The organism is Micromonospora sp. WMMD1102 (assembly GCF_029626265.1).
In the GTDB taxonomy this organism is placed as follows: Bacteria; Actinomycetota; Actinomycetes; order Mycobacteriales; family Micromonosporaceae; genus Plantactinospora.
Window position 1 is genome coordinate 586,225 of sequence record NZ_JARUBN010000001.1, and the last position, 25,295, is coordinate 611,519.

The window sequence follows — 25,295 nt, forward strand, 5'->3', positions numbered from 1 at the left end:
CATCCGTGGTGTGCCCCGTTGTCGCCGCCCGCCATTCGAAGAGGAGGTGTCGGGTATGTATCAGGACGAGGATGATGAAGAGTTCCTCGGTTCCTTCTGCGCATTCGTGGGCAACGGGCTTCTTGTCTTTCGTGACGTGAACTCGACCGACACCCACGCTGATTACAAGTGGGATACCCTGATCCACGCGGTCGCCGATTCTATCTATATCTGCGTTCAACATCCGGTAGATGGGCCAGTCGAGGTCGACCTCTACGAGGATGACTCTCCGGAACTATCACTCGATGTCACCATTTTCGACGGGATCATCGACTCACTCCAGGGACAGTTCGTCCTGCACGACCCGGTCGAGGACGTGAGATTGAAGATAACAACAGACCACCCCGGCTCGTCGCGGGTGCGGATTTCCGGTGACGAAGAAACTCGTCCGACCAGACTTCGTTTTCAGATATGGAATGTGACCCAGAACGCCTGAGCGACCGGCGAGCGTGAGGAGACGCGCAGTGGACGTAGCCGACGGGGGACGGCGGTTGCTGGCGGCAGCGCTCGCCGGTGTGACGGCGATGGCGTTGTTCGGCGGCGCCGAGGTGGCGTGGGCCGCGTCGCCGGCCGAGGGGCCGGTCCAGGTGCCGGTGAACGCGACGGTGGTGCCGGGCCGCTACATCGTGACGCTGAAGGGACCGGCCGGGGTGTCGATCCAGTCCACCGCCGGCACGGTGGCGAGCCGGTACGGCGGCAAGGTGGAGCGGACGTACCAGAAGGCGCTGCACGGTTTCGTGCTGACCGCGACCGAGGCGCAGGCCCGGCGGCTGGCCGCCGATCCGCAGGTCGCCCGGGTCGACGCCGACGTGCTGGTGCACGGCCAGGACACCCGGTGGTACCCACTGTGGAACCTCGACCGGGTCGACCAGCGCTCGTCGGTGCTCGACGACGCCTACGCCTATCCGGCCAGCGCCGGGGCCGGGGTGACGGCGTACGTGCTGGACACCGGGATCCGGACCAGCCACGGCCAGTTCGGCGGCCGGGCCAGTGCCGGGTTCGACGCGATCGGCGACGGCTGGAACGGTCAGGACTGCAACGAGCAGGGCCACGGCACGCACGTTGCCGGCACCATCGGCGGTGCCACATACGGGCTGGCCAACCGGGTCTCGCTGGTCTCGGTGCGCGTGCTGGCCTGCAACAACCTCGGGCTGATGAGCCAGATCCTCGCCGGGGTCGACTGGGTCACCCAGCACGCGCAGCGCCCCGCCGTGGCGAACATGAGCCTCGGCAGCCGGGAATACCAGCCGCTGGACGATGCGGTCACGGCCTCCATCGCGTCCGGCGTGACCTACGTCGTGGCGGCGGGCAACTGGGACCAGGACTCCTGCGTCTACAGTCCGGCCGGGGCGCCGGCCGCGATCACGGTGGCGGCGAGCAACCCCAACGGCGACCGGGCGACCGGTTGGGGCGGCGACCAGCCCGGCTCCAACTGGGGTAGCTGCGTGGACCTCTTCGCACCGGGGGAGAGCATCCGCTCGGCGCACAACGCCACCGATCTCGCCTCCCGGGTGCTCCGCGGCACCTCGATGGCCGCGCCGCACGTCGCCGGTGCCGCCGCGCTGGTGCTCTCCGAGTATCCCGCGGCGACACCGGCCCAGGTGGCGGCGGTACTGGTGGGCCGGTCGACACCGGGGGCGATCAGCCCGGCCAGTCTGCGCGGTTCGCCGAACCGGTTCCTCTACGCTCCCGAGGTCGTCGACCCGCCGGCCCGCCCGGTCCTGTGAACCGCGGTCCCGTGAACCGTCGTCCCGAGGCGGTCAGCCGGCGGGCCTTCCTCAGCGCCGTCGGCGCGGCCGGACTGACCGGTGCGGCCGGCTGTGGCGATCACGGTACGGACCCGGCGCCGCCGCCCGCCGGTACTCCCGTGGCGGCACCTGCCCGGCAGACCGAGATCGTCCGGCCGGCGCCGGCCACCACGCTGCTGGTCGCGTACGACGTCGAGGCGGTGGACCGGGCGGGGCTGGCCTCGGCGCTGCGGGCCGTCACCGCCCGGCTTGGCGATGCGGCGGCGACCGTCGCGGTGGGCGCCTCTCTCTTCGACCGCCGGTACGGGCTGACGGCACCCCGGCTGCTCACCCCGATGCCGGCGTTCCGGGCCGACCTGCTCGACCCGGACTGGTGCCACGGCGACCTGCTGGTGCAGGTCTCGGCGGACGACCCGGAGCCGCCGGCCATGCTGCTCGGCCGACCGGTTCCCGGGTTGCGCGAACGCTGGCGGATCGAGGGCTTCCACCCGCCGGGCGGGTCCGGGGTGCGCAACCTGTTCGGCTTCCGGGAGGGTGCCGGCAACCCCGACCCGACGGACCAGGAACTGATGGACCGGCTGGTCTGGGTGGGGCCGGGCGACGACGAGCCGACCTGGTGCGTCGGCGGCAGTTACCAGGTGGTCCGGCTGATCCGACTGGCGATGCCGACCTGGGAAGCCGAGCCGGTCGCCGATCAGGAACGGGTCTTCGGCCGGGCGAAGATCGGCGGTGCGCCGCTCGGCCGGCACCACGAGGCGGACGAGCCCGACTACGCGGCGGACCCGGACGGCCGGCTGATCTCACTTGACGCGCACATCCGCCGGGCGAACCCGCGTACCCCGGAGAGTGAGCGGCACCGGATCCTGCGGCGCGGCTACTCGTACCGGCGTACCGGCCGGGGCGCGGGTGGCGAGGACGTCGGGCAGATCTTCGTCTGTTTCCAGCGGGACGTGGAGCGGGGCTTCGCCACCATCCAGCGCCGGCTTGCCGGCGAGGCCCTGGAGCGCTACACCCTGCCGTTCGGCGGCGGCTACTACTTCCTGCTGCCCGGTGGCACCGGCGAAGGGGACTACCTGGGCCGCACGATGATCGAGTCGGCCTGATCTCCGGGTCGGCCTGGTGTCCGGGGTGGTCTGGTGTCCGGGGTGGTCTGGTGTCCGGGGTGGTCTGGTGTCCAGGGTGGCGGCGTGCTGACCGGGGCGAGCTGACCCGGGTCGGGAGCCGGGCGGGATCAGCGGCCGGCGACCGGCTCGGGACGGTCCGCAGGCTGATGTTCCTGCCCGGTGTCGGCCCGGGTGTCCGTGCCGGCTCCGGTGTCGTCGTCCGTGGCCGGCGCCGGTCCGTCTGCCGCCGACCTGGCGGCCGCGTCGTCCGGGGCTTCGGTCCCGGTGCCGTCCCGGGCGCCGTCTTCCGGCCCGTTGCCCTCGGCGTCGTCGCGGTCCGGGTTCCGGGGGTCGGAGGGCGGCGAGGTCGCCTCCCCGGCCGGCCGGAGTGTACGGCCGAAGGCGATGATCGCGGTGAGCGCACCACCGAAGAGCACCAACAGCAGGTGGTTGACCCGGGAGTTGCCGAAATCGCTCTGCACGATCTGGTCGGCCTCGCTGATCGCGCCGGCCAGTCTGATCACCTCGGCACCGGCGGTCCGGACGAGGATCTCGGTGACGAGCAGCAGCAGTCCCGGCCCGGCACCCGCGATCAGGTACGCCGGCCAGCGCAGCGTCGGCACCGCGCCGGTGCCCCGCTCGACGGCCCGCCGCCCGGCCGCCCGTAGGTAGCCGAAGACCAGCAGCCCGGCCGCCAGCGCGCTGGTCACCGAGACGGTCCGGGCGAACCAGCGGGCGGCGGTGACCTGCGACACCTGGGTCTCGCCGAAGCCGTAGAGTTCGAGCAGCGGATCCTTGAAGTAGTTCAGGGCGAAGCCGACCGCGAAGACGGCCAACCCGGCGGCGACCACGGCGGCCACCACCAGGGTGCCGCGCAGGCCGCCGATGATCCCGCCGACCGTGGCGGCAGCAGCCGCCGTACCGGCCAGGACCATGATCGCCGAGCCCTCGCCGTAGCTGAGGGTCACCACCAGCGCGGCGAGGAAACCGGTGGCGAGACCGGCGACAAGCGAGACGAGAAACCGGGGGGTACTGCGCCAGATCCCGAGCCGGGTCATCAGGTTGCCCAGGACCAGGCTGACGGCCGCACCGGCCACCAGGCTCGCCGAGATCAGCCCCGGCAGCGAGTACGCGGCCAGGGTGATCGCCATGCTGCTCAACCCGGCCGAGGAGATCTCGGCCTTGGCCGACCAGAGCATCGCGGCCAGCCAGCCGAGGGCGAGCAGGGCGAGGACGAGCGCGCCGGGCGCCGGCACCGGGGACGGGGTGGCCGTCACCGGCGCCTCCGGCTCGACCGGTTGGTCGGGAGCCGAGGTCGCGGTGGGGCCGGACTCGTCTGTCATCATCTCCCCCTCAGCAGGTGGCCGGCGGCGGCGACGGGGCTGTGCCGGTGTGGCCGGGCCGCCGGTCCCTCAGCGTACGCGGGCCGGTCGGGGTGGTGCCCCGGTGCCGGACCGGCCGGGGCGGTGCCGCGCTCACCTGGACGGAGTACCGCGGATGTCGCGCGCGACCAGCGCCAGCGGCCTGGCGCCGTGCACGACCAGCGCCGGCGGGCCGGTGTCGCGGACACCGCGCACGACCAGCGCCGGCGGGTGGGTGTTGCCCGGCGTCGGCGGGTCGGCGCTGTCCACCATGCGGGGAGCCGGCGGTGCCGACCATGCAAGGATTGGCGCAGGTCCCGCCCTCGCACTCCCGGTACAGCCCGGGCTCGGGGTCGAGGTGCCCGGCCGACCGGTCGGCACCGGCGGGTCCGGTTTCGCCGTCGCTGTCGAGATCGCCCAGGAGAATCCCATGGACGCCGTTCTCTCCGTACCCGAGCCGCGCAACGAGCCGGTCCGCGACTACGCGCCCGGCAGTGCCGAGCGAACCAGCCTGCAACGCCGGCTCGGCGAGCTGGCCGCCGAGCGGCTCGAACTGCCGATGACCATCGGCGGTACGCAACGGATGGGCGCGGGTGCCGCGATCGACGTCGTAGCGCCGCACCGGCACCAGCATGTGCTGGGGGTCACCCACAACGCAACCAACGCGGATGCGCAGGCAGCGGTGACGGCCGCCAAGCAAGCCGCCCCGATGTGGCGTGATTTGTCCTTTGCAGAGCGGGCTGCCGTCTTCCTCCGGGCCGCCGACCTGCTCGCCGGACCGTGGCGGGACACCCTGAACGCGGCGACCATGCTCGGCCAGTCCAAGACAGCGATCCAGGCCGAGATCGACTCCGCCTGTGAGCTGATCGACTTCCTGCGCTTCAACGTCGCCTTCGCCCGCAAGCTCCTGGCCGAGCAGCCGCTGTCGTCGAGTGGGGTGTGGAACCGGTTCGACCATCGGCCGTTGGAGGGCTTCGTCTACGCGGTCACGCCGTTCAACTTCACCGCGATCGCCGGCAACCTGCCGGCCGCACCCGCGCTGGTCGGCAACACCGTGGTCTGGAAGCCGGCGCCGACCCAGCAGTTCGCGGCGCACTTCACGATGCGGCTCTTCGAGGCTGCCGGCCTGCCGCCCGGCGTGATCAACATGGTCACCGGGGACGGCATCGCGGTCTCCGAGGTTGCCCTCGCCGACCCTGACCTGGCCGGCATCCACTTCACCGGCTCGACGAAGGTGTTCCAGAAGCTGTGGCAGGGCGTCGGCGAGAACATCGCGAACTACCGGGGTTACCCCCGGCTGGTCGGCGAGACCGGCGGCAAGGACTTCGTCGTCGCGCACCCGAGCGCCGACGCCGACGCGCTGCACACCGCGCTGGTCCGCGGGGCGTACGAGTACCAGGGGCAGAAGTGCTCGGCCGCGTCCCGGGCGTACGTGCCCCGCTCGCTCTGGGAGGGCGGGCTGCGGGACCGGCTGGCCGCCACCGCCGACGGTCTGGCGTACGGCGACGTCGCCGACTTCGGCAACTTCGGCGGTGCGGTGATCGACGCCAAGGCGTTCGCCCGGCACACCGGCGCACTCGAGATGATCTCCGGTGACTCCGCCTGCCGGATCCTGGCGGGCGGCACCGCCGACGACTCGGTGGGCTGGTTCGTCCGGCCGACCCTCTTCGAGTGCACCGACCCGGGGCACAAGTCCTTCACCACCGAGTACTTCGGGCCGATCCTCGGGGTGCACGTCTACGAGGACGCGCAGTTCGAGGAGACCGTTCGGCAGGCCGAGTCGGTCGCGCCGTACGCCCTGACCGGCTCGATCTTCGCCACCGACCGCCGGGTGATCGACTGGGCCGCGCACACCCTGCGGTACGCGGCCGGCAACTTCTATGTCAACGACAAGCCGACCGGTGCGGTGGTGGGGCAGCAGCCGTTCGGCGGCGCCCGGGCCAGCGGTACCAACGACAAGGCCGGCTCGTGGCACAACCTGGCCCGGTGGATGTCGCCGCGCACGGTGAAGGAGACCTTCGCCCCGCCGACCGACCACCGCTACCCGCACATGGGCTGACCGCCTCCGCCTCCGCCTCCGCCTCCGCCTCCCGCCTGCGCGCCGCCTCCGCGCCAGCGGGGCCGGTCGCGTGTCCCGCCTCCGCGTCAGCGGGCCGGTCGCGTGTCCCGGGTTCGTGCCGAGCGGTTCCGGCCGGCGTCCCGGGTTCGTGCCAGCCCGGTCCCGGCCGGCGCCCGGCCCGGTCCGTTCGCCCTAGCGTCACTTCCAGACAGCGGAAGGTGACCATCCGTCAACCAGCGTCGGTGGGACGGGCGGCGACCCGGGGTCAGGGGAGGGCACGTGATGGATCGGGTGCTTGCCGGCCGGTACCGGCTCGTCCGGGAGGTCGCCTCCGGCGCGACCGGAATCGTCTGGCGGGCCGTCGACCTGCGCGACGGCGTACCGGTGGCGGTCAAGATGCTGCGCCCGCACGCGGCCACCAGACCGGACCTGGTGGCCGCGTTCGTCACCGAGACGCAACTGGTCGCCGGCCTCCACCACCCCTGCCTGGTACCCGCCCGCGACGTACTCGGGCAGGGGCGGGAGCGGGCCCTGGTGATGGAACTGGTCGAGGGGGAGGACCTGCGGCGGCGGCTGCGCCGCACCGGGCCGGTCCCGCCGGCGATCGCGGCCGAGGTGACCGCGCAGCTCGCCGGTGCGCTGGCCTACCTGCACGGCCGGGACATCGTGCACGGTGACGTGAAGCCGGGCAATCTCGTCGTGCCGGCGGACGGCGGCCTGGTCCGGCTCGTCGACTTCGGCGCCGCCCGTCGGGTGGGCGCCGGGCCGTCCTGGCCGGAGACCCAGGCAACTCCCGAGTACGTCGCCCCGGAGGTGGCGGCCGGCGGGGCACCCACCCCGGCCAGTGACGTGTACGCGCTCGGCATCCTGCTCTTCGAGCTGGTCAGCGGGCTGAGCCCGTACCGGGGCGGGTCGCCGGCCGAGGTACTCAACCGGCACCGGACCTGCCGGCCGGTGCCGCCGCCCGGACTGCCGCCGGTGGTCTGGCAGTTCGTGGAGGACTGCCTGACGGCCGACCCGGCAGACCGCCCCGACGCGATCCGGGCCGCCGCCCGGCTGCGCGGGATGGAGTCGGCCGTGGACGGGCTGACCGCGCTGCCCCGGCCCACCGCCGACCTGGTCACCTGGTGGCCCCGGTCGACCGGCACCGCCACCGGGCGCGCGCCGGTCCCTCGCCCCTCGGCCCCGTCGGGTCAGTCCTCGACCTCGGCCGCTCGCGCCTCGGGCCGGGTGGGTCGCCGCTCGGCCTGGGTGGGCCGTCCCTCAACCCCGGTCGGTCGTTCCTCAACCCCGGTCGGTCGGTCCTCGGCTCCGGTGGATGGTCCCGGGCGCTGGTCCGGCTCGACCGACAGCGGCGCACCGCCCGACCCACCCGCGCCGCCGCCCCGAGGTCACCACCAGCACCGGCGGGGCGAGGCGACGGTGCTGGCCGGCGCCCGCGCGATCGTCGCCGCCGCGTTCCTGGGTACGGTGGCGGCGGATGCCGGGGCGCTGGGCGGGGGCGGAGCAGGTTTCCGGCAAAAGCCCACATAAACGGTGAAACTTGACTAGCCTCCCCAAGTGACGTCGCCCGTGCCGGGCGCTGTCGGCTGCCGACGGTGGCCGTGCGGGCGCCGACGGTCATTGGTCTCCCCGCCGACGGTCGGCTCCGCCGTGCCCGCCGAGCCCCCTTCCATCGATCGTCCTCATCCGACTGTCGTCCCAGAACAGTGCACAATGGAGACAACAACCGGCGGATAGTGGCAAATCCTGGACGCGGCGCCAGCAAAGTGGCAGCGTGGAGGCCATGGCGGATGTTGCTATCAATCCCACCGCGGCAGCCCTGCTCGGGCTGCTCCACGAAGGACCGAAGACCGGCGGCCAGTTGATGGCCGCCGCCGAGCGGCGCCTGGCGCCGTACTGGTCGATGACCCGGAGCCAGGTCTACCGGGAGTTGCCGGCACTGGCCGAGCAGGGACTGGTCCGGCTCGGCAAGCCCGGCCCCCGGTCCAGCCAGCCGTACGCGATCACGGCGGCCGGGAAGCGGACGTTCTCCCGCTGGCTCACCGAGATGCCGGGGCGGGACACGGTACGCAATCCGACCGCCCTCCGGGTGGCGTTCGGTCCGCAGCACTCGGCCACCCAGTTGCGCAACCTGGTGAGCAGCGCGAACGAATACCACACCGAGGCGCTCGCGGCCGCTCGGGAGCAGGCCCGGGACGCCAAGAAGGCCGGTGACTCGTACGGAGCCGCCGCCCTGGAGTTCGCGGTCGCGTACCACAAGGCGGCGCTGTCCTGGCTGAAGACGGCGCCGGTCTGAGCCGGCTGGCCCGACCGACCCACCAGCGACAGCTCGTCCCACCCGCGCTTGGGCCCGGTCCGGCCCGCGTCTCGGCCCGGCTCGGCCAGCGCTTCGGCCCGGTCCGGCCCGCGTCTCGGCCCGGCTCGGCCCGGTGTCGATTCCGTGCCGCGCCGGCACGTCGGCGGACCGGTTCGGCGACGACGGTGGACGCGCCGGGGCGCTTGGCGGCCGGCGACGACCCGGTCCCGCGGACGACCAGTACTCTTGACTGTCGTGACCGCTGCCGAGTACGCCGACCAGCTCAAGGATCTTGACGCCACGCTCCGCAACATCGAGGCCGTCCTCGATGTCGATCGGCTGCGCCGGTCGAAGGCAGAGCTGGAGGAAGCGGCCTCCGCGCCGGACCTGTGGGACGACCAGGCCCGAGCCCAGGATGTGACCTCCAAGCTCTCGTACGTCAACGGAGAGATCGGCAAGCTGGAGAGCCTGCGCGGTCGGCTCGACGACGCCCGGGTGCTGCTGGAACTCGCCGAGGCGGAGAGCGACGCGGGCGTGCTCGGCGAGGTCGAGACGGAGATCGGCGGGCTGCGCAAGGCCATCCAGGAGATGGAGGTTCGTACCCTGCTGTCCGGGGAGTACGACTCCCGGGAGGCGCTGGTGGCGATCCGCGCGGGTGCCGGCGGGGTGGACGCGGCAGACTTCGCCGAGATGCTGCTGCGGATGTACCTGCGCTGGGCCGAGCGGCACGGCTACCCGACCGAGGTCTACGAGACGTCGTACGCCGAGGAGGCGGGCCTGAAGTCGGCCACCTTCGCGGTCAAGGTCCCGTACGCCTACGGCACACTGAGCGTGGAGGCCGGCACGCACCGACTGGTCCGGATCAGTCCGTTCGACAACCAGGGTCGCCGGCAGACCAGTTTCGCCGGGGTCGAGGTGCTGCCGGTGACCGAGCAGACGGACCATATCGACATTCCGGAAAACGAGCTGCGGGTCGACGTCTACCGTTCGTCAGGTCCTGGTGGGCAGAGCGTGAACACCACCGACTCGGCGGTGCGGATCACACACGTCCCGACCGGGATCGTGGTCACCTGCCAGAACGAGAAGTCCCAGCTCCAGAACAAGGCGTCCGCGCTGCGCGTGCTCCAGGCCCGGCTGCTGGAGCGCAAGCGGCAGGAGGAGCAGGCCAAACTGGAGGGCCTGAAGACCGACGCCGCCGGGTCGTGGGGCGACCAGATGCGCTCGTACGTCCTGCACCCGTATCAGATGGTGAAGGATCTGCGTACCGAGCAGGAGACCGGGAACCCGTCCTCGGTGTTCGACGGTGAATTGGACGGGTTTATCGAGGCCGGCATCCGGTGGCGGAAGCAGCGACAGCTTGCCGGTGACGCCGCGTGAACACGGCTCGCGTCCGCGTCGCTGCGGTGCGTCGACAGCGGTGATGGTTTCCATGTGCGGGGCGTGAGGGACGCCGGACGCAGCGCAGCTTCACGACAAATGTCGCCCGGACAGGCCGGGCTCCGGGCTTGGCCTTTTCGTTACGACGCGTAGACTCACCACCCGTGATTCAGCTTGAGCAAGTGACGAAGACGTACCCGAAGGCGTCCCGGCCATCGCTCGACAGCGTGTCGGTCTCGATCGAGAAGGGTGAGTTCGTCTTCTTCATCGGTCCCTCCGGTTCCGGCAAGTCGACGATCATCAAGCTGCTGCTGCACGAGGTGACCCCGAACAAGGGTCGCGTGATGGTCAACAACAAGGACGTCACCTCGATGCGCTCCTGGAAGATCCCACACTTCCGGCGCTCGATCGGCTGCGTCTTCCAGGACTTCCGACTGCTGCCCAACCGCACCGCGTACGAGAACGTCGCGTTCGCCCTCGAGGTCATCGGCAAGACCAAGGCGGTCGCCCGCCGGGTCGTCCCCGAGGTGCTGGAGCTGGTTGGGCTCGGCGGCAAGGAGCACCGCTACCCGCACGAACTCTCCGGCGGTGAGCAGCAGCGCGTCGCGGTGGCCCGGGCGTTCGTCAACCGGCCGCTGATCCTGCTGGCCGACGAGCCCACCGGAAACCTCGACCCGGACACGTCGATCGAGATCATGCGTCTGCTGGACCGGATCAACCGCACCGGCACCACGGTCGTGATGGTCACCCACGACTCCAACATCGTCAACCAGATGCGCCGTCGCGTCGTCGAGATCGAGAGCGGTCGCATCGTGCGTGACCAGGCCCGGGGCGTCTACGGCTGACCACGCCCCGCAGTGCCGGCGCCGACCAGCCCCCGGTCCGGCCCGGCACCGGCCCTGACTCGACGACGAACGACTCCTGCGGAGATCCGGAAGGAACCCCCCGATGCGCTTGAAATACGTCCTGTCCGAGGTGTTGGTCGGGCTGTGGCGCAACGTGACCATGACCATCGCGATGATCATCACGATGGCGGTCTCACTGACCATGCTCGGTGCCAGCGGCCTGATGTACCTCCAGGTCGACGCGATGAAAGACGCGTACTACAAGGACATCGAGGTCTCGATCTTCCTCGTCGCGGGCGTGACCGAGGAGCAGCGCACCCAGTTGCAGACCGACCTGGAGGGCGACCCGCTCGTCCGGGAGGTCAAGTACGAGTCCAAGCAGGAGGCGTACGAGCGCTTCCAGAAGCTCTTCGCGGACTCGCCGGACCTGGTCAAGGCGGTGCAGGCGGACAAGCTCCCCGAGTCGTTCCGGGTCAACCTGGTCGACCCGGAGCAGTATCAGAAGATCTTCGACACCTACAAGGGCCGCGAGGGGATCGACGACATCATCGACCAGCGCCGGCTGCTCGAACAGATCTTCAACATCCTCGGCGCGATCCAGAACATGGCACTCGTCTCCGCCTCGGTGATGGCCATCGCCGCGCTGCTGCTGGTCGCGAACACCATCCAGGTGGCCGCGTACAGCAAGCGCCGTGAGGTCGCGGTGATGAAGCTGGTCGGCGCCTCCAACTGGTTCATCCAGGCACCGTTCGTGCTGGAGGCGGTGGTCGCCGGCATGCTCGGCGCGATCATCGGGTTCGGCGCCCTGGTGCTGGGCAAGATCTTCCTGCTGGACGGCTCGCTGCGGGACCTGACCGACCTGCTCACCCCGATCGAGTGGAGCACGGTGCTGCTGATGTTCCCGTTCATGGCCGGGGTCGGCGGCCTGGTCAGCGCGGTCACCGCCTGGGTGACGCTCCGGTTCTACCTGCGGGTCTAGTTCCCTCACCCGAGGGTGTAGTTCTCCGCAGCCGCCGTCGCGGCCGTCGAACGATCGACCACAGGGCCCCTGGTACGCGTGGAAAAGCGCGAGCCAGGGGCCCTGTGCCGCGAGGTAGCATTGCGCGGTTGTGCACGGGCACGACGGCCCGGGCACGGACGGGTGCGACGAGGAAAGGGGTGTGGCGCCGATGCCACGGGAGCAGGGGCGGAAGGTCGTCGCCTCCAACCGCAAGGCGCGGCACGACTACGCCATCCTCGACACCTACGAGGCGGGCATGGCGCTGACCGGCACCGAGGTCAAGTCGCTGCGCGCCGGCCGGGCGTCCCTGGTCGACGCCTTCGCCCAGGAACGGGACGGCGAGATCTACCTGCACGGCATGCACATCCCGGAGTACGCCCAGGGGACGTGGACGAACCACGAACCCCGGCGCACCCGCAAGCTGCTGCTGAACCGCCAGGAGATCAGCCGGCTGATCGGCAAGCTGAAGGAGAGCGGACTGACCCTGGTGCCGCTCTCGGTGTACTTCTCCGACGGCTGGGCCAAGGTCGAGATCGGCCTGGCCAAGGGCAAGAAGTCGTACGACAAGCGGCAGGACCTGGCCAAGCGGGACGCGGACCGGGAGATCTCCCGGGTCGCCGGCCGGCGCGGCAAGGGGATGTCCTACCGTCGCTGACGTCCTGAGGTTACCTGGTCCGGATGTTGTCCTGACGTCCTGATTCGTCGGACTGATCTCCTGGGATGCCGACTCGCCCCGGGGCTGCTGTGACGCACGTTACCGGCGTGGCGTCCGGTTCGACCGGTGTGGCGGGCCGGTATCTGGAATGAAGTCGGCGGGGTGAGGCGTTAGGCTTGGGGTGGACCGCCGACCGGCGGTGCCGAGAAACTCCACCGGCGTGCGCACGCGCACCGGTCGGACACAGGGGGTGACTGGTTTCGACTTCGTACGTTGCGGCAGGGGAAGCGAGCCGAGGAAGCCGACGTCGTCTCGAGAATCGTTCGTCGGAAACCAATAAGCGCCAAGCAGAATCGCGCTGACTTCGCTCTCGCCGCCTGAGGCGGGTAGCAAGTCTGTCGGCCTGGGAGTGCCTTCGACCCAGTTAGCCGGCATCAGCTAGGAGGCTGGCCAACCGGACCCGGTCGCGGGGTCCGTGCGGCGAGATTAATCAGCGACTGGGCCCGTCACACCGACTCGCTCGCGTGATCGGAGGGGCCGAGTAGAGGCACAGCGAGCTGCGCTCGGAGAAGCCCTGGTAAGGCGACGAAGGACCCGGGTTCGATTCCCGGCACCTCCACGACAACGACAACGGCTGCGCCCCGGTCCGGACGGACCGGGGCGCAACTGTCCGCAGCGCCGGTCGCGCCCCGGGGCCCGGGCCGGCTGCGACGATCGGTGCCGCTGGGGCCGATGCGCCCAGTGGGGCCGGATGGGCAGATGAGACAGGCCGGAGGGGTCGACACCGGTACGCGGCCGGCCGCACCATCAGGATTACGTCCGGTAGGTGCCGCTCAGCGGGAGGTGGTCATGCCGACCGACCCGAACCAGCAGCAGCTACCGAGCTGCGTACCGGCGCCTGCGGGCGAGATCCACGTCCTGGCGCAGGCGCTCGCCGCGTCGGCCCGGGATCCCGGCTGGCGGCCCCGGATCCGGTCCAGCCTCGGCGGGCTGCGCGGCGCCTTCGTCGAGCACATGGTCAGCACCGAGGGGCCGGACGGGCTCTACGCCGAACTGCTGGACCACGCGCCACGACTCGCCCGGGGCGTACACGTGCTGCTCCGGGAACACGCGGCCGTGGTGGACACGATGGCCGCCCTGCAACGCCGGGTGGACCTGCCCGAGGTCAGCGTGACCGAACTCCGGAACCGGGCCACCGACCTGCTCCGGGAGCTGCACCGGCACCGGCAGCGCGGCGCCGACCTGGTCTACGAGGCATACCAGACGGACATCGGCGGGGAAACCTGAGCGACGGGGCGACCGGGACGCCGGACGGTGCCGGGACGCCGGACGGTGCCGGGACGCCGGACGGTGCCGGGACGCCGGACGGTGCCGGGACGCCGGACGGTGCCGGGACGCCGGACGGTGCCGGGACGCCGGGTCGCCGGGCGCTGCGGGTGCTCAGGGCAGTTCGAATGGCAGCTTGATGCCGTCGAGGCTGTGCGGGCACGGGCAGTCGCGGTCGGTGGAGAGCCGGCCGAGCGCGTCGAGCAACACCTCGCGCAGCCGCGCGGTGTTCTCGCCGAACACCCGGAACACCTCCTCCTGGGTCACCGCGTGCCCGCCCTCCACTCCGGCGTCGAGATCGGTGACCAGTGCCACAGCGGTGTAGCAGAGCGCCAGCTCGCGGGCGAGTACCGCCTCGGGGTGTCCGGTCATGTTGATGACCGCGCCGCCGATCGCGGAATACCAGCGGGACTCCGCCCGGGTGGAGAACCTCGGTCCCTCCACCACCACCATCGTGCCGCCGTCGTGCGCCTCGATCCCGTGCGCGGCGGTCGCGGCCAGCACCGTCTCCCGCCCCCTCGGGCAGTACGGGTCGGCGAACGAGACGTGCACCGCACCCTTGTCGTAGTAGGTCTGCGCCCGGCCACTCGTCCGGTCGACGAGCTGATCCGGGACCACGAACGTCCCCGGACCGAGTTCCGGTCGCAGCCCGCCGACCGCGCACGGAGCCAGGATCTGGCGTACCCCGAGCGACCGCAACGCCCACAGGTTCGCCCGGTACGGGATCAGATGCGGCGGGAACCGGTGGTCCCGTCCGTGCCGGGGCAGGAAGGCGACGGTCCGACCGGCGACCCGGGCCACGGTGACCGGATCGGACGGCGGCCCGTACGGCGTCTCGAGGCGGTGTTCGGTGGCATCTTCCAGCAGCGCGTAGAGCCCGGATCCGCCGATCACCGCGAGTTCCGCCTGAGGACCCATGCCCCCGCCTCTCCTGCTCAGCTCTCGTCCGGCTCGCCAACTGTCGTCAAAGCGCTCTGTGGACTAGCCCTACAGACCTTAACCAGCACCAGTGCCGCAAGCTATGGTGCGTGGCATGGCGTTTACTGCGCGCAGGATCACCATCGATCCTGTGGATCCGGCGAGGCCGGTGAAGGGCCGGGTCGGGGTGACCGACGACAAGACACGGCGGCGGCCCGGGGAGCGGTTCCTGGTCCTCTGCCCGGCCGAGTAACGGTGGCAGGCGTGTTCGGCGAGGGGCAGGCGATCGGGGGACGGTCGATGGAGTCGATGACCGGGCAGTTGCTGGTCGCGACCCCTGCGCTGAAGGACCCCAACTTCGACCGGACCGTGGTGCTGCTGGTCGCCCACGAGGCCGGCGGCGCCCTCGGCGTGGTGCTCAACCGGGCCACCGAGGTGCCGGTCTCCGAGGTGCTCGGCGCCTGGGGCGGGCTGGCCCGGGACCCGGCGGTGCTCTTCGAGGGCGGTCCGGTGCAGCCGGAGTCGGCGATCTGCCTGGCCCGGATGCGTACCCCGAACCAGCGGGTGAAGGGCATCCACCAGGTCACCGGGGCGGTCGGCACCGTGGACCTCTCGGTCGACCCGGACCGGCTGCGGGAGGCGGTCACCGGGATCCGGGTCTTCGCCGGCTACTCGGGCTGGTCACCGGGGCAGGTGGAGGAGGAGGTGGCCCGAGGCTCCTGGTTCGTCCTGGACGCGCTTCCCGGCGACGCGTTCATGGAGCGCCCTGACGACCTGTGGCCGATGGTGCTGCGCCGACAGGGCGGGATCATGGCCGCGGTGGCCCACTTCCCGCCGGACGTACTGCTGAACTGACCCCCGGCGGCACGGTGCCCCCTTGGATGACCGGGGGCGAGCGGGTGTGTACTATTGCGCGGGTGCCCGGGAGACCGGGCAGGCAGTGGAACAAGGGGCCGTGGCGCAGCTGGTAGCGCACCACACTGGCAGTGTGGGGGTCAGGGGTTCGAGTCCCCTCGGCTCCACCAGGATTGACCTGGTGATATAGAAGTACGGCGATGATCTTGTGGTCACCGCCGTGGTCACAGAGATCCGTTACCGTGGTCCTCGCAGTCGTCGCGTGTGACCACGGGAGGCACAGATGAAGGTCCTCTGTGACCAAGGGGCGAGGGAGTCTCGTAGCCCCTCAATCCACGTTTGTGCATGCCCGGGGTCGAGCTATCGGGCGGGCTTGCGTCTTGGTCGCCTTGCGGCTGGACGCACTCCGGTAACGCCAGGAGCCCACTGCGGTTGGGCTCACTCCATGGCGGTGCCGCAACTTCCGTAACCCTGCACGGGTGTGGCTGAGCGCTTATCCGTAGCGCCGCCGATAACCCGCGCCGATCAGCATCGGCGGGGGAGATCACCGTGCCGAGGTGCGACGAGATGGCTGCAACACCAAGGCGGCCCCGAGCACGTGACTCCACCACAAGCCCGGGGCCTAGATCGGACGTAGGAGGTCCAATCCATGCACAACTCTACGACCCCATGTGCGGCCAGCCCGCGCGCTGCCGAGGGATCGGCAGTTCCGGCAGGCGCGCTGCCTCCGGTGGCGCAGTTCCGGTACTCCAGCTCCGCCTTCACCTCGGCAGGCGTAACCACCGTTCCATTCGAGGTCTTCTCGCCTGGTGCTGTTGCTGCCCTCGTGAACGTGGCGTGAGCTGAGGGGGATAAGAACATGGCAGTTCACTTCGATCCCAAGCGGCGCAACTGGTACTTCGTCATCGACCTTCCCAGGGGCGAGGACGGCAAGCGTAAGCAGATGAAGCGCCGTGGGTTCAAGGACGAGAAGCAGGCCATCCGCGAAGAAGGGCTGGCTGTCAAGCAGTTCGGCAAGACCGAACTGGCGGCGGACGGAACCGTCGCTGCCGAGCTGGTGCACTGGCTGGAGGAGCGTGAGCTGGACGTGGCTGCCACGACTCTCGGCAACTATCGCAACGCGATCATGAAGTACATCATCCCTCGGCTGGGCGCTCTACAGCTCTACGACCTCGACAAAAGGGCCATTAATGACCTTTACCGTCACTTGCTCAAGAAGGGGGGCAGGAAGGGTACCGGATTGTCGGCGGAGACGGTCCGGCACGTCCACCGCACCCTCAAGAAGGCGCTCCAAGATCTCGGCATCGTGATCGAAGGGGTGCGCCAACCCCAGCCCTCTGAGCGCGAAGACCGGGGCCGCAAGGGCATCTGGACGGCCAAACAGTGCACCAAGTTCCTTACCGCTGCGGCGAACGACCGCCTGTACGCCGCGTGGGTGCTCGTCGTGGTGTGCGCCATGCGCCGCGGCGAACTGGCCGGACTGAAGTGGCCGAAGCTCGACCTGGAGAGTGGAGTGATCTACGTCCACTGGCAGCGCGCGGTGGCTAGCGGCGAGGTGGAGGGCGGCGTGATCGAGAAGGAGCCCAAGGGCAAGAGCAAGCGTTCGATCGCTATCGGCGCCGCGATAACGAAGGTGCTCTCGGAACACCTTCGCCGCCAGGAGAAGGAGATGGCCGAGGTGGGCGTGCTCTACAAGCAGAGGGGCTACGTCTTCTGCAAGGAGGACGGCTCGCCCTACCACCCGAAGTACTTCACCGACCGGTTCCGGGCCCTCTGCATCCAGGCTGGGGTACCGGTGATCGCGCTTCATGACGGTCGGCACTCGTCGGCGACGGTTGGAGCCGATAACGGGATCCCTCAGCACGCGATGCAGCGTCGCCTGGGACACGCGCAGTCGCGGACCACGCAGGAGTGGTACACCCACGTATTGCCGGAGGCGGAACGCGCGGCGGCGAAGATCATGGAACAGACCATCCTGGGTGAAGCGGCATGATCGGTGATCAGGTCTAGAGATCAGCTCTGGCTTGGGACCTGCTGCTCCTGAGCGGTGCTCCCAGCCGGGCGCAGGGCGGGTTCCCGAGACTTCGGGAACCCGCCCTGCTTGCTAACTCGCCGCCCCACTTGTCTTCTGCCATCATCCTCTCGGGAGGCGTCACTGGAGCGGTGACTTGATCTAGCAGACCTGCTGCGTCAGGCTGTCGGCGCGCAGCACTCGATCGACGATGACGGCAGGGGAATCGCCGCAAGGTGGGCGACGCGTAGAGGTGATCATGTTGGTAGCCCGGGGGCGAGCGCGCCAGGCGAAGGCTTGCGCCTTCTGCGGTCAATCGGGAGGGATGACCAAGGAACACGTCTGGCCGCGATGGCTTCACCCGTACCTCGACAACCCGAATCCAAACAGGTACGTACACCAGGCAGGTTTCCGGCGGAGTGATGCCGAGACCTTTACCGAGATGCCGACGGTGGTGACCGAGCGGCAGGGCTCGGTCCTGACGTTGGTCGCGCGCGAGGTTTGCCAGATCTGTAACAACGGTTGGATGAGTCAGCTTGAGCAGCGGGTGGGGCCCACGATCTCAGAGCTGATCGAATCAGCCGGCAGCAGAACGCCGCTGGCGATCCCGCCTGATCGAGCAGCCGACCTTGCCGCATGGGCGATCAAGACGGCCTGGATGCGGGAGCTTTCTACGCCGTCACCTCCGGTGACAACTCTCGCAATGCGTCGACGACTCCAGCAGACCGAACTGCCGCCCGAATACAGCGCCGTTTGGTTGGGGCGACATGTCGGCGAACGCGACTTCTCGCTTCCGCAAGCCACCTTGGGAATTACTCGGACAGACCGTTCCTGGGATCACGCAGAGGTACGGCACGCTCTGTGGACGTGTCTTGTCTTCCGGGGCGTGGCGCTGCTGGCGTACACCGTTGATGGTTGGGGAGTGCCGGCGCCTGAGCGCAACTCAGACCAGTGGGTACCCCTTTGGCCCGCTCTGAAGGCCATCCGCTTCCCACCCGCGCGCAGCGTCAGCGACTCGGATGTGGAGCTTGCGGTGGCGAGGCATGCGCCACAGCTAATGCTGCCGGCGGTGCCGCGGTTCATCCGTGACCCGTTGGGTGTGCAGCACGTCCGCCGGAACTGAGCGGCGTTCAAACTGCGCGGCCCTTGGAAGGGGTACGTCTCGACGACGTCTGGACGGACGCGGCGGCGGGTCGAACCCCTGCGAGCGTGGCAGGCACCTTTGCCGCGAGTTCGCGGAGGTCTTCTGCGGCTTGTCTAGCTGCCTGAGCCTGGTGGAGCCTGCCCTGAGCCTCGCGGAGGCGGGCGAGGTTGTCCGCGACCATCGACATGCGCAGGACCAGTTGCAGAGCTGCTGCTGTGTCGTCGTCGCTGGTGAGCCGGCCGACCGCCGAGATGAGTCGAGACATGGATCGGAGTTGGCCCGCCGCCGGGTGCAGGCGCCCGGCGTGGCGTCGCTGTGGCTCCCGCATCGCCCGGTCGAAGGTTTCCGAGGCGTCGGTGAGGGGGCCGCCTTTGCGGCCCTCGAATGCCCGTGCCGTGGAGGCTAGGACATCGGCTGCCGCATCGGCGAGGGATGCGATGTCTTCCTCATCGTCAGGCCGCCTGCCGCCGAGATGACGGGCGCCTGTGTCCACGGCTGTCGTTGCCCGGCGGAAGGCGTCCGTTCGGTGCTGAACTCCTGGGCGACTTGGGCTGTGCCCGCCGTTGCGCGGCACTGTGCCGGGACCGGAGTCCCAGCGTCGTCGGAGTTGCGGGAGGGTGAGGTCCGGGGCGAGTCGGCCGCCGCCGTACCAGACGGTGTCGCCGGAGCTGGTGTGGTGGTCGGGGAGCCCGACTGCGTAGCCGGTGACCTCGTCCGGGTTGATCGTGCTGTGTCGGAGTCGTACGAGAACACCTGCCGTCTGGAGCCGGTCGACGAAGTCGTTCTCGTCGCTCGCTGCGGCTGCGGCTGCACGTACCTCACGGCGGAGCCGGTCGCGGGGAATTTCTGGTCTGCCCTGCCGGTGGGACTTGTTCTGCTCCGCAGGGGTCGGCCGGCGGTGGCTGGTGTGGTCAACCGGGCCGACCTGGTATAGGCCGTAGCGTTGTTCGAGGTCTCGGGCGGCGGATTGTGCCTTGAGGCGTTCGTTCCAGGCCCAGGCGGTTTCGCCGTCCTGTCGGACGAGCGTGGCCACGATGTGGATGTGGTCGTCGGCGTGGCGTACGGCCACCCATCGCACGGCGTCCGGGTCGCCGTGCGGGGCGATGCCGACGGCGGCGACGATCTCAGCGGCGATGTGCGCCCATTGGCTGTCGCTGAGGATGCGGTCGGTGATGTGGTTGCGGACGGAGGCGTGCCAGACGAACTTCAGTGGCGGGTTCCTGCCAGCCCGTACGGGCTGTTCGAGCAGGCGGGCCAGGGCCCGGATGTCGTGGCGCCCGGAGGCGTGGATCGGCGGTTCCAGCGAGGGCAGCTGGCTGGGGCCGGACCACGCGGCGACGAGGTGGGGATTGACGTGTTCCTCGGCCTTCCCCGGGCCGAACAGGTAGCGGAGCAGGCCGCCTACGTTCGTGCCGCGGGGATGGATGGCGGGGATCAGCGCAGCCGCCGGTCGATGTCGGCCACGAGGGCGTCGAGTCTGTCGAGCGCCTGCGTGCACCGCCTGACGGCGTGGTCGAGCCAGACCGGCGCCTCGCCGGTGGCGTTGAGTGCTGCGGTGGCTTGGTTGAGGTTGGTGCCGGTCCGCGTTATGGCCGTCCGAGTGGCGAAGAGATCGCGTTGCATGGCGGCGAGTTCCGCCCGGGTGACGCCGGTCCCGCCGATCAAGCCCCCGGGGGCGGCGTTGCCCCTGGCGGCTGCCAATGCGGCATCGGCGCAGAAGCCGGTAGGGGTCAGCCCGGCACGGCTTGCGGCGGTCACGACATCTCCGTACTCGGCGTCGTCGAGCCGGAGGTTGATTCGTTGCTGCCGGCCCGGAAACTGGTGACGCCGGTCGGCACCACGTGGGCTTGGCGTGTCGCCGGTCGCTGCTCGCGTACTGGTGTCCACCCTCATCGCCTCCGCTTCGCACGTTCCTGCGTCCGAACGTGCGGCGGCGGGGTTATCGGCGACGCTACGGGTAGCGACTCGGCGTGACGTTGCTTCCGGTTCCGGCTGGCAATGACGGCGGAAGCAAGAGACTGCGACCGGAAGCGAACGTGCCGGAGCCGCCGGTTGCGGAAGCGGAACCAGGCGGATCTGGCTCGACGTGAAGCACGACGCTTGCCCGCGAAGGCGGAAGCTCGCCGGAGCGTCGGCGTGGCTGCTGCCGTACGAGCGGCGCCGCCGCGTTACCTTGTCGTCCACTGACCCCGCTGGGTCAGTGCTCTCGCCGGTTGCCGGATGTGCCGACCGCGCTCGGTCGGCACATCCGGTGACCGGTACTACAACTTGCTCCGCCCCTCCACGCACCCGGGCTCCGGACTGGGACGGCGCAGCGGCCGGCTCGGATCACCGATAGGGCGGCGGTGTCCGAAAACTCGATCTTGGGTCGCGCTGCCGAGGCGGCTCGGTCGCCGGCGCCGAAGAGTGCTGTGGTGGTCGACGGAGCTGCGCCGCTCCCCCGTTATTGCAGGTCAAGTGACCTGGGAGCCTACCGAATCCGACCTATATGCGGTATCATTATAAGTGTAAGGAGATCGAATCCTTCCGGACAGAATCCAGACCCCTTCGGAGGTTCATGTGCCCCGTAGCGCTTCGACTCCCGAAAAACGTTTCGACGCGATCCGCGCAGTCCTGGTGGACGCCCGACGTGAGATCGCGGCTGCCATCGAGACCGTGCACCCGGCTGCCGCCGAGTGCCTTCCGGTGCCCGAACTGGTGGTGCCGGACATCAACGGCTTCCCGGCAGCCTCTTCTGCCCTGAATGCCAACCTGTTCACCGTCAACGGCGGCAGGGCTGCGGCCTGGGTCGCGGCCCGATCCGGCTGCCCGCACGGCTCGGGGGTCGCCATCGCCGTCTACGAACTCTGCTACGCCTGGTATCAGCTCATCGGTGCAGGTCGTTCGCACATTGAGTCCGAGCGCGGATGGACCAACTACATCGATCGGTTGGTCGAGATGCTGCCAGGTCGGATCGCTCGACTGATCGCCGGTCCGATCTCCGTCCAAGCGGGGGGCTCCCAGGGTGCCTCGGATCCGCACTCCTCTTAATTGCGGCATCATTAGAAGGGAGCGATGGATATGAATCACGAGCGACCTGGGCGGCACAGCCGGCACACAAGCCAGAGTCCGGACGTGATCGCGCACCTGATTGCGGTGGAGCAGGGCTGGACCGACGCGACGCTCGGCGAGCTGGCGCGGCGATTCCTGGACGCCGCCGACGAAGAGACGCAGCAGCAGTTCATCGACTTCCTGCTCGACGTCCAGCGGAGCGAGAACCCGGACGGCGAAGCCGGGCACGGGGTCGGGACTACCTCCTGCGGCAATGCCGACTACGGCGCTCCCGGTCACGACGGCGACCCGAGCGCGACTTAGATCCGCCCCTACCACCTGCTGCTCACACGGTCCCGACCTCGCGGCGTGTTGCCCTTCGGGTGTCGCTACCACCCGGCTCACGTCGTCACCGACAACCGCCAGACCAGAAGGAACGTAAATGACGGCTCAAGGCAAGAAGACCACTACCGGCCTGGTTCGTGGCGACCGGATCCTCATTACCGACGACCCGGCCAAGGCATCGACTCGCACCCGGGGCGACTGGCACCCGAGCCGAGTCAAGACCGGCGCGACCGCCGCGACGGTCCTCGACAAGCAGGCCATCTCCGGTCGACGCACCCGCTACAACGTCGTCACCGACGCCGGCTCGGTGCTGGACCTTTCCGGCGGACAGACCTTCCTGCTCGCCCCACCGGCACCATCATCCGAGCCCACGGGCGCGGCCGCCACGATCGTGCTGCCGCACACCGGACTGGGGGTGCCGCACGGACGCCTGAGCGCGCGAGACCTGCGGCACCGCGACCTCGGGGGTTCTCGGGTGGGGTACAGCGCCGTGCTTTACCTCGATGAACAGGTTGCCGGCCGAATCCTCAACGACTACGGCACCGATACCTGGTTCGAGCCCGTCGAGGCCACGCCATTTGGTGAAGCCGACCTGGCGGCGTTCGTGGGGCAGTGCCGCGACGAGGACGGTGCGACCGTCACCGTCGAGACTGTGTTGGACGCCCTGATCGATGAGCAGGAGGCGGCCGACGCCGTGCGTCAGGTGTTGACGAGGGAGTGGACGCCGGTGCGCCTGCTCACACCGATTCAACCCGCCGGCCAAGGCCACGGCCACGTCAAGGGCCTTCCGTTTGGCGCCGGCGCACCGGCCGACCGGACCTGGTGGGGAGCGATCGTACGAGCGCTTCACCACAAGCGGCCCCTGAACGACGGCGAGATCTACCAGATCTGGACCGGGCAGGTGTGGGAAGCCCTTCCGTCGATCGAGGACGTGACCAGGGTCGAACGCCCCGGCGGTGCGCAGTGACCGGCCAGCAGCCCGGCGACGCCAAACACTCGAACCCCGCGCCGGCCGAGAACGTGACGCCCACCCGCCAGTCCGCGACCTACATCGTCCTGACCACGCTGCGTCCGGATTCCGGCCTCCTCGTCGGAGGCGTGCGGGCGGTTGCGCACGCGGAGATCACCCGGCGTCTGCACGGACCCGACGTGCGCGATGCCCTCGTGGCGGTGTACGTCCGGATGGCTGACGCCCTGGTGCCGGTCGACGTGGAGACCACCGAGCTACCCGCCGTCGACGGAATGGCCCGGTACCGGATCCGCACGTGGATGCACCAGCAACTGATCAGTCAGTGCGAGCTGGAGATCTCGCCGGACCAGGAGTAACGGAGCGGCCCGCGCGGTCTTGCGTCGCGCGGGCCGACACCGGGGCTCCAGGCCGCTACAACCCGAGCCCGGCGCACCGCCAGACGGTTCGCACGGGCCAGCGTAGCCGCTGCTGCTGCCGGTAGCGCAGCTCATCGCCGTCCCACCCCTTCATCAACCGCCTACGCGGTGGGTCAGCCGTGCCCGCTGCCGTCGCGGTCGCTGCTGCCCGCACACCCCTTGGAAGGACCTTCACTGTGACGCTTTCTGCTCCCATGACGGCCACGGCCACGGCGACTGCCGTCGAAGACGAGCAGGTCGAGGATGAGCTGCTTCGTGTCGACCCCACGACCCTGGTCGTGGGCGCCAACGTGCGCCTGGACCCACGGTTGCGCAAGAGCTACGTGGAGAACGTCCGCGCTCGTGGCGTGCTGGAGCCGGTCGTGGCCTACCGTGACGACGACGGCCGTCTCGTCGTGTTGTTCGGGCAACGCCGGACCCTCGCGGCCGTGCAAGCCCAGCGCCCGTGGGTCCGCGTGACGGTGGTCCCCAAGCCGGACGAAGCCGATCGGCTGACCGACCAGGTCAACGAGAACGACCACCGCGAGCCCCTCACCGTCGCTGAGCGTGTGGCCGCGTACGAGCAACTCGCCCTGTGCGGTGTCCCGGCCGGGGAGATCGCCAAGCGGATGTCCACGAGCCGGCCCGTGGTCGACAAGGCGCTCACCGTGGCCCGCAGCAAGCTCGCTCGCGGCGCGACCCAACGGTGGGAGTTCCTGAGCATCGATCAGGCCGCGGTGGTCGCGGAGTTCGAGGACGACCCGGAGGCGGTCAAGCGGCTCGTGGTCGCCGCCCAGCGCGGCGGATTCGACCACGAGGCGCAGAAGTTGCGTGACGCCCGCGCGGAGGCGGCGGCGAAGGTCGAAGCCGCCGCAGCCCTTGCCGCCGCCGGCATCACCTTGGTTGACCGGCCGTCGTGGAACGACGAGAAGGTCAAGCGGCTGTCGAGGCTGAAGCACGGCGAGGAGCAACTCACCGAGGACAACCACGCCTCCTGCCCGGGGCACGCGGCCTTTCTCGACGACGAATGGGTCCACCCGGACGAGGACGAAGACGAGGACGACGGGGACGATCCGTGGGGCGACGACACCCCGGCCGGGGCAGACGAGAACGCCGAGAGGCCGGAACCCGCGCGCCCGTACCGTGCCTGGCTGCCTGAGTACGTGTGCACAGACTTCGCCGCCCACGGACACGCGCTGCGCTGGCAGGAGCACGACTCCGCCAGCGGACGCAAGACCATCGCGGAGATGACCGACGTCGAACGGGAGGAAGCCCGCGCCCAGCGCCGTGACGTCATCCAGTCGAACAAGGCGTGGGACAGCGCCGAGACGGTCCGCCGGAACTGGCTGCGTACGTTCCTCGCTCGCAAGGCCGCGCCGAAGACGGCCGCCGGCTTCATCGCCGGCAGCCTCGCCCGTACCGACCACGCCGTCACGTCGGCGCTGACCGGCGGCAACCGGCTGGCCCATGACCTGCTCGGGCTGCCGGACCAGGCTCCCACGCTCGGCCGGCGAGCCCCGGCGATGGTGGAACTCGTCGGGAAGGCCAGCGACGAGCGCGCCCAGATGATCGCGCTGGGCCTGCTGCTCGCCGCGTACGAGGAGGCGACGAGCCGCAACTCGTGGCGCAGCGTCAGCGAGAGCACCACCCGCTACCTGCGCTATCTCGAAGCCAACGGGTACGAGCTGTCCACGGTCGAGCTGCGGGCATGCGGTGAGTCACCGCTGCCGGCCACCGACGCCAACCTCGCTGCCGCCGAGGCGTAGCCGGCGCGACCCTCCGGCCGCCGCTGTCCGGCGGCGGCCGGAGGAACGG

25 protein-coding genes, 1 tRNA gene and 1 other RNA gene are annotated in these 25,295 nt (G+C 70.0%); 22 read left to right on the plus strand and 5 right to left on the minus strand.

The annotated features are described in order from the left end of the window. Nucleotides 1-55: 55 nt before the first annotated feature. Genes O7626_RS02850 through O7626_RS02860 form a run of 3 tightly spaced genes read left to right on the plus strand, consistent with a single transcriptional unit; the run spans nt 56 to nt 2,890 of the window. Nucleotides 56-475, plus strand: coding sequence for a hypothetical protein (locus O7626_RS02850; protein ID WP_278058949.1), 420 nt, complete (start codon nt 56-58; stop codon nt 473-475). Nucleotides 476-503: 28 nt separating this feature from the next. Further along, a complete protein-coding gene (locus O7626_RS02855) occupies nt 504-1,766 on the plus strand; it encodes a S8 family peptidase (protein WP_278058951.1) in 1,263 nt (420 codons plus the stop codon). An 11-nt stretch (nt 1,767-1,777) separates the two neighbouring features. Beyond that, nucleotides 1,778-2,890, plus strand: a complete 1,113-nt coding sequence (locus O7626_RS02860; RefSeq protein WP_278058953.1) for a Dyp-type peroxidase — start codon at nt 1,778-1,780, stop codon at nt 2,888-2,890. A 128-nt stretch (nt 2,891-3,018) separates the two neighbouring features. On the opposite strand, the gene O7626_RS02865 is transcribed toward O7626_RS02860, so the two are convergent. Together O7626_RS02865 and O7626_RS02870 are read right to left on the minus strand one after the other, a co-directional pair. Beyond that, complete coding sequence (locus O7626_RS02865; protein ID WP_278058955.1) at nt 3,019-4,236, minus strand: hypothetical protein; 1,218 nt, start codon at nt 4,234-4,236, stop codon at nt 3,019-3,021. Between the two features lie 129 nt (nt 4,237-4,365). Continuing rightward, the gene (locus tag O7626_RS02870; RefSeq protein ID WP_278058956.1) at nt 4,366-4,524 is read right to left on the minus strand and encodes a hypothetical protein; all 159 of its coding nucleotides are present in this window, start codon (nt 4,522-4,524) and stop codon (nt 4,366-4,368) included. Between the two features lie 157 nt (nt 4,525-4,681). Here O7626_RS02870 and pruA point away from each other — a divergent pair, with 157 nt between their 5' ends. The 9 genes from pruA (at nt 4,682) to O7626_RS02915 (ending at nt 13,773) form a co-directional block, all read left to right on the plus strand. Continuing rightward, nucleotides 4,682-6,310, plus strand: a complete 1,629-nt coding sequence (gene pruA, locus O7626_RS02875) for an L-glutamate gamma-semialdehyde dehydrogenase (protein ID WP_278058958.1) — start codon at nt 4,682-4,684, stop codon at nt 6,308-6,310. A 282-nt stretch (nt 6,311-6,592) separates the two neighbouring features. After that, nucleotides 6,593-7,843: a serine/threonine-protein kinase gene (locus tag O7626_RS02880; protein ID WP_278058960.1), complete on the plus strand. Its 1,251-nt coding sequence runs from the start codon at nt 6,593-6,595 to the stop codon at nt 7,841-7,843. Between the two features lie 253 nt (nt 7,844-8,096). Next, the gene (locus O7626_RS02885) at nt 8,097-8,609 is read left to right on the plus strand and encodes a PadR family transcriptional regulator (RefSeq protein WP_278058962.1); all 513 of its coding nucleotides are present in this window, start codon (nt 8,097-8,099) and stop codon (nt 8,607-8,609) included. Between the two features lie 255 nt (nt 8,610-8,864). Then, nucleotides 8,865-9,986: a peptide chain release factor 2 gene (prfB, locus tag O7626_RS02890; protein WP_278058964.1), complete on the plus strand. Its 1,122-nt coding sequence runs from the start codon at nt 8,865-8,867 to the stop codon at nt 9,984-9,986. 164 nt (nt 9,987-10,150) lie between these two features. Next, nucleotides 10,151-10,831: a cell division ATP-binding protein FtsE gene (gene ftsE / locus O7626_RS02895; RefSeq protein ID WP_278058966.1), complete on the plus strand. Its 681-nt coding sequence runs from the start codon at nt 10,151-10,153 to the stop codon at nt 10,829-10,831. A 103-nt stretch (nt 10,832-10,934) separates the two neighbouring features. Beyond that, complete coding sequence (ftsX, locus tag O7626_RS02900) at nt 10,935-11,810, plus strand: permease-like cell division protein FtsX (RefSeq protein WP_278058968.1); 876 nt, start codon at nt 10,935-10,937, stop codon at nt 11,808-11,810. A 190-nt stretch (nt 11,811-12,000) separates the two neighbouring features. Next, on the plus strand, nt 12,001-12,486 hold the full coding sequence (smpB, locus tag O7626_RS02905) for an SsrA-binding protein SmpB (protein ID WP_278058970.1): 486 nt from the start codon (nt 12,001-12,003) through the stop codon (nt 12,484-12,486). Between the two features lie 246 nt (nt 12,487-12,732). Continuing rightward, nucleotides 12,733-13,108, plus strand: a transfer-messenger RNA (tmRNA) gene (gene ssrA / locus O7626_RS02910). Nucleotides 13,109-13,335: 227 nt separating this feature from the next. Beyond that, the gene (locus O7626_RS02915; RefSeq protein ID WP_278058972.1) at nt 13,336-13,773 is read left to right on the plus strand and encodes a hypothetical protein; all 438 of its coding nucleotides are present in this window, start codon (nt 13,336-13,338) and stop codon (nt 13,771-13,773) included. Nucleotides 13,774-13,926: 153 nt separating this feature from the next. Here the strand turns inward: O7626_RS02915 and O7626_RS02920 are convergent, their stop codons facing one another. Continuing rightward, a complete protein-coding gene (locus O7626_RS02920) occupies nt 13,927-14,730 on the minus strand; it encodes an S-methyl-5'-thioadenosine phosphorylase (protein WP_278058974.1) in 804 nt (267 codons plus the stop codon). A gap of 115 nt (nt 14,731-14,845) precedes the next feature. On the opposite strand from O7626_RS02920, the gene O7626_RS02925 reads away from it, so the two are divergent. The 5 genes from O7626_RS02925 to O7626_RS02945 all read left to right on the plus strand — a co-directional run bounded on the left by O7626_RS02925 (nt 14,846) and on the right by O7626_RS02945 (nt 18,719). Further along, nucleotides 14,846-14,983 carry a hypothetical protein gene (locus O7626_RS02925; RefSeq protein ID WP_278058976.1) on the plus strand — a complete coding sequence of 46 codons (138 nt, stop codon included), beginning with the start codon at nt 14,846-14,848 and terminating at the stop codon, nt 14,981-14,983. 11 nt (nt 14,984-14,994) lie between these two features. Continuing rightward, nucleotides 14,995-15,585 carry a YqgE/AlgH family protein gene (locus O7626_RS02930; RefSeq protein WP_278066040.1) on the plus strand — a complete coding sequence of 197 codons (591 nt, stop codon included), beginning with the start codon at nt 14,995-14,997 and terminating at the stop codon, nt 15,583-15,585. A gap of 94 nt (nt 15,586-15,679) precedes the next feature. Then, nucleotides 15,680-15,755 (plus strand) — tRNA-Ala (locus O7626_RS02935). A gap of 689 nt (nt 15,756-16,444) precedes the next feature. Then, a complete protein-coding gene (locus O7626_RS02940) occupies nt 16,445-17,578 on the plus strand; it encodes a tyrosine-type recombinase/integrase (RefSeq protein ID WP_278058978.1) in 1,134 nt (377 codons plus the stop codon). Nucleotides 17,579-17,921: 343 nt separating this feature from the next. After that, a complete protein-coding gene (locus O7626_RS02945) occupies nt 17,922-18,719 on the plus strand; it encodes a hypothetical protein (protein ID WP_278058980.1) in 798 nt (265 codons plus the stop codon). 7 nt (nt 18,720-18,726) lie between these two features. On the opposite strand, the gene O7626_RS02950 is transcribed toward O7626_RS02945, so the two are convergent. Together O7626_RS02950 and O7626_RS02955 are read right to left on the minus strand one after the other, a co-directional pair. Then, nucleotides 18,727-20,238, minus strand: a complete 1,512-nt coding sequence (locus O7626_RS02950; protein ID WP_278058981.1) for a relaxase — start codon at nt 20,236-20,238, stop codon at nt 18,727-18,729. Continuing rightward, the gene (locus O7626_RS02955; RefSeq protein WP_278058983.1) at nt 20,175-20,627 is read right to left on the minus strand and encodes a hypothetical protein; all 453 of its coding nucleotides are present in this window, start codon (nt 20,625-20,627) and stop codon (nt 20,175-20,177) included. Before O7626_RS02955 ends, O7626_RS02950 begins: the two co-directional genes overlap by 64 nt. Nucleotides 20,628-21,299: 672 nt before the next feature. On the opposite strand from O7626_RS02955, the gene O7626_RS02960 reads away from it, so the two are divergent. The 5 genes from O7626_RS02960 (at nt 21,300) to O7626_RS02980 (ending at nt 25,246) form a co-directional block, all read left to right on the plus strand. Further along, complete coding sequence (locus O7626_RS02960; protein WP_278058985.1) at nt 21,300-21,770, plus strand: hypothetical protein; 471 nt, start codon at nt 21,300-21,302, stop codon at nt 21,768-21,770. A gap of 84 nt (nt 21,771-21,854) precedes the next feature. After that, entirely contained in the window at nt 21,855-22,094 is a 240-nt protein-coding gene (locus O7626_RS02965; protein ID WP_278058987.1) for a hypothetical protein, read from the plus strand. A gap of 118 nt (nt 22,095-22,212) precedes the next feature. Next, nucleotides 22,213-23,082: a hypothetical protein gene (locus O7626_RS02970; protein ID WP_278058989.1), complete on the plus strand. Its 870-nt coding sequence runs from the start codon at nt 22,213-22,215 to the stop codon at nt 23,080-23,082. Next, entirely contained in the window at nt 23,079-23,441 is a 363-nt protein-coding gene (locus O7626_RS02975; protein ID WP_278058991.1) for a hypothetical protein, read from the plus strand. Before O7626_RS02970 ends, O7626_RS02975 begins: the two co-directional genes overlap by 4 nt. A gap of 179 nt (nt 23,442-23,620) precedes the next feature. Continuing rightward, entirely contained in the window at nt 23,621-25,246 is a 1,626-nt protein-coding gene (locus tag O7626_RS02980) for a ParB N-terminal domain-containing protein (RefSeq protein WP_278058993.1), read from the plus strand. Nucleotides 25,247-25,295 lie beyond the last annotated feature (49 nt).

Excerpts from the sequence above, each read along its gene's own strand:
- O7626_RS02850 (WP_278058949.1), top strand. The coding sequence starts at position 56 with ATGTATCAGGACGAGGATGATGAAGAGTTCCTCGGTTCCTTCTGCGCA.
- ftsX (WP_278058968.1), top strand. The coding sequence starts at position 10,935 with ATGCGCTTGAAATACGTCCTGTCCGAGGTGTTGGTCGGGCTGTGGCGC.
- O7626_RS02920 (WP_278058974.1), bottom strand. The coding sequence starts at position 14,730 with ATGGGTCCTCAGGCGGAACTCGCGGTGATCGGCGGATCCGGGCTCTAC.
- O7626_RS02945 (WP_278058980.1), top strand. The coding sequence starts at position 17,922 with ATGACCAAGGAACACGTCTGGCCGCGATGGCTTCACCCGTACCTCGAC.
- O7626_RS02880 (WP_278058960.1), top strand. The coding sequence starts at position 6,593 with ATGGATCGGGTGCTTGCCGGCCGGTACCGGCTCGTCCGGGAGGTCGCC.
- O7626_RS02970 (WP_278058989.1), top strand. The coding sequence starts at position 22,213 with ATGACGGCTCAAGGCAAGAAGACCACTACCGGCCTGGTTCGTGGCGAC.
- pruA (WP_278058958.1), top strand. The coding sequence starts at position 4,682 with ATGGACGCCGTTCTCTCCGTACCCGAGCCGCGCAACGAGCCGGTCCGC.
- O7626_RS02865 (WP_278058955.1), bottom strand. The coding sequence starts at position 4,236 with ATGATGACAGACGAGTCCGGCCCCACCGCGACCTCGGCTCCCGACCAA.
- O7626_RS02870 (WP_278058956.1), bottom strand. The coding sequence starts at position 4,524 with ATGGTGGACAGCGCCGACCCGCCGACGCCGGGCAACACCCACCCGCCG.
- O7626_RS02925 (WP_278058976.1), top strand. The coding sequence starts at position 14,846 with ATGGCGTTTACTGCGCGCAGGATCACCATCGATCCTGTGGATCCGGCG.
- smpB (WP_278058970.1), top strand. The coding sequence starts at position 12,001 with ATGCCACGGGAGCAGGGGCGGAAGGTCGTCGCCTCCAACCGCAAGGCG.
- O7626_RS02915 (WP_278058972.1), top strand. The coding sequence starts at position 13,336 with ATGCCGACCGACCCGAACCAGCAGCAGCTACCGAGCTGCGTACCGGCG.
- O7626_RS02940 (WP_278058978.1), top strand. The coding sequence starts at position 16,445 with ATGGCAGTTCACTTCGATCCCAAGCGGCGCAACTGGTACTTCGTCATC.
- O7626_RS02885 (WP_278058962.1), top strand. The coding sequence starts at position 8,097 with ATGGCGGATGTTGCTATCAATCCCACCGCGGCAGCCCTGCTCGGGCTG.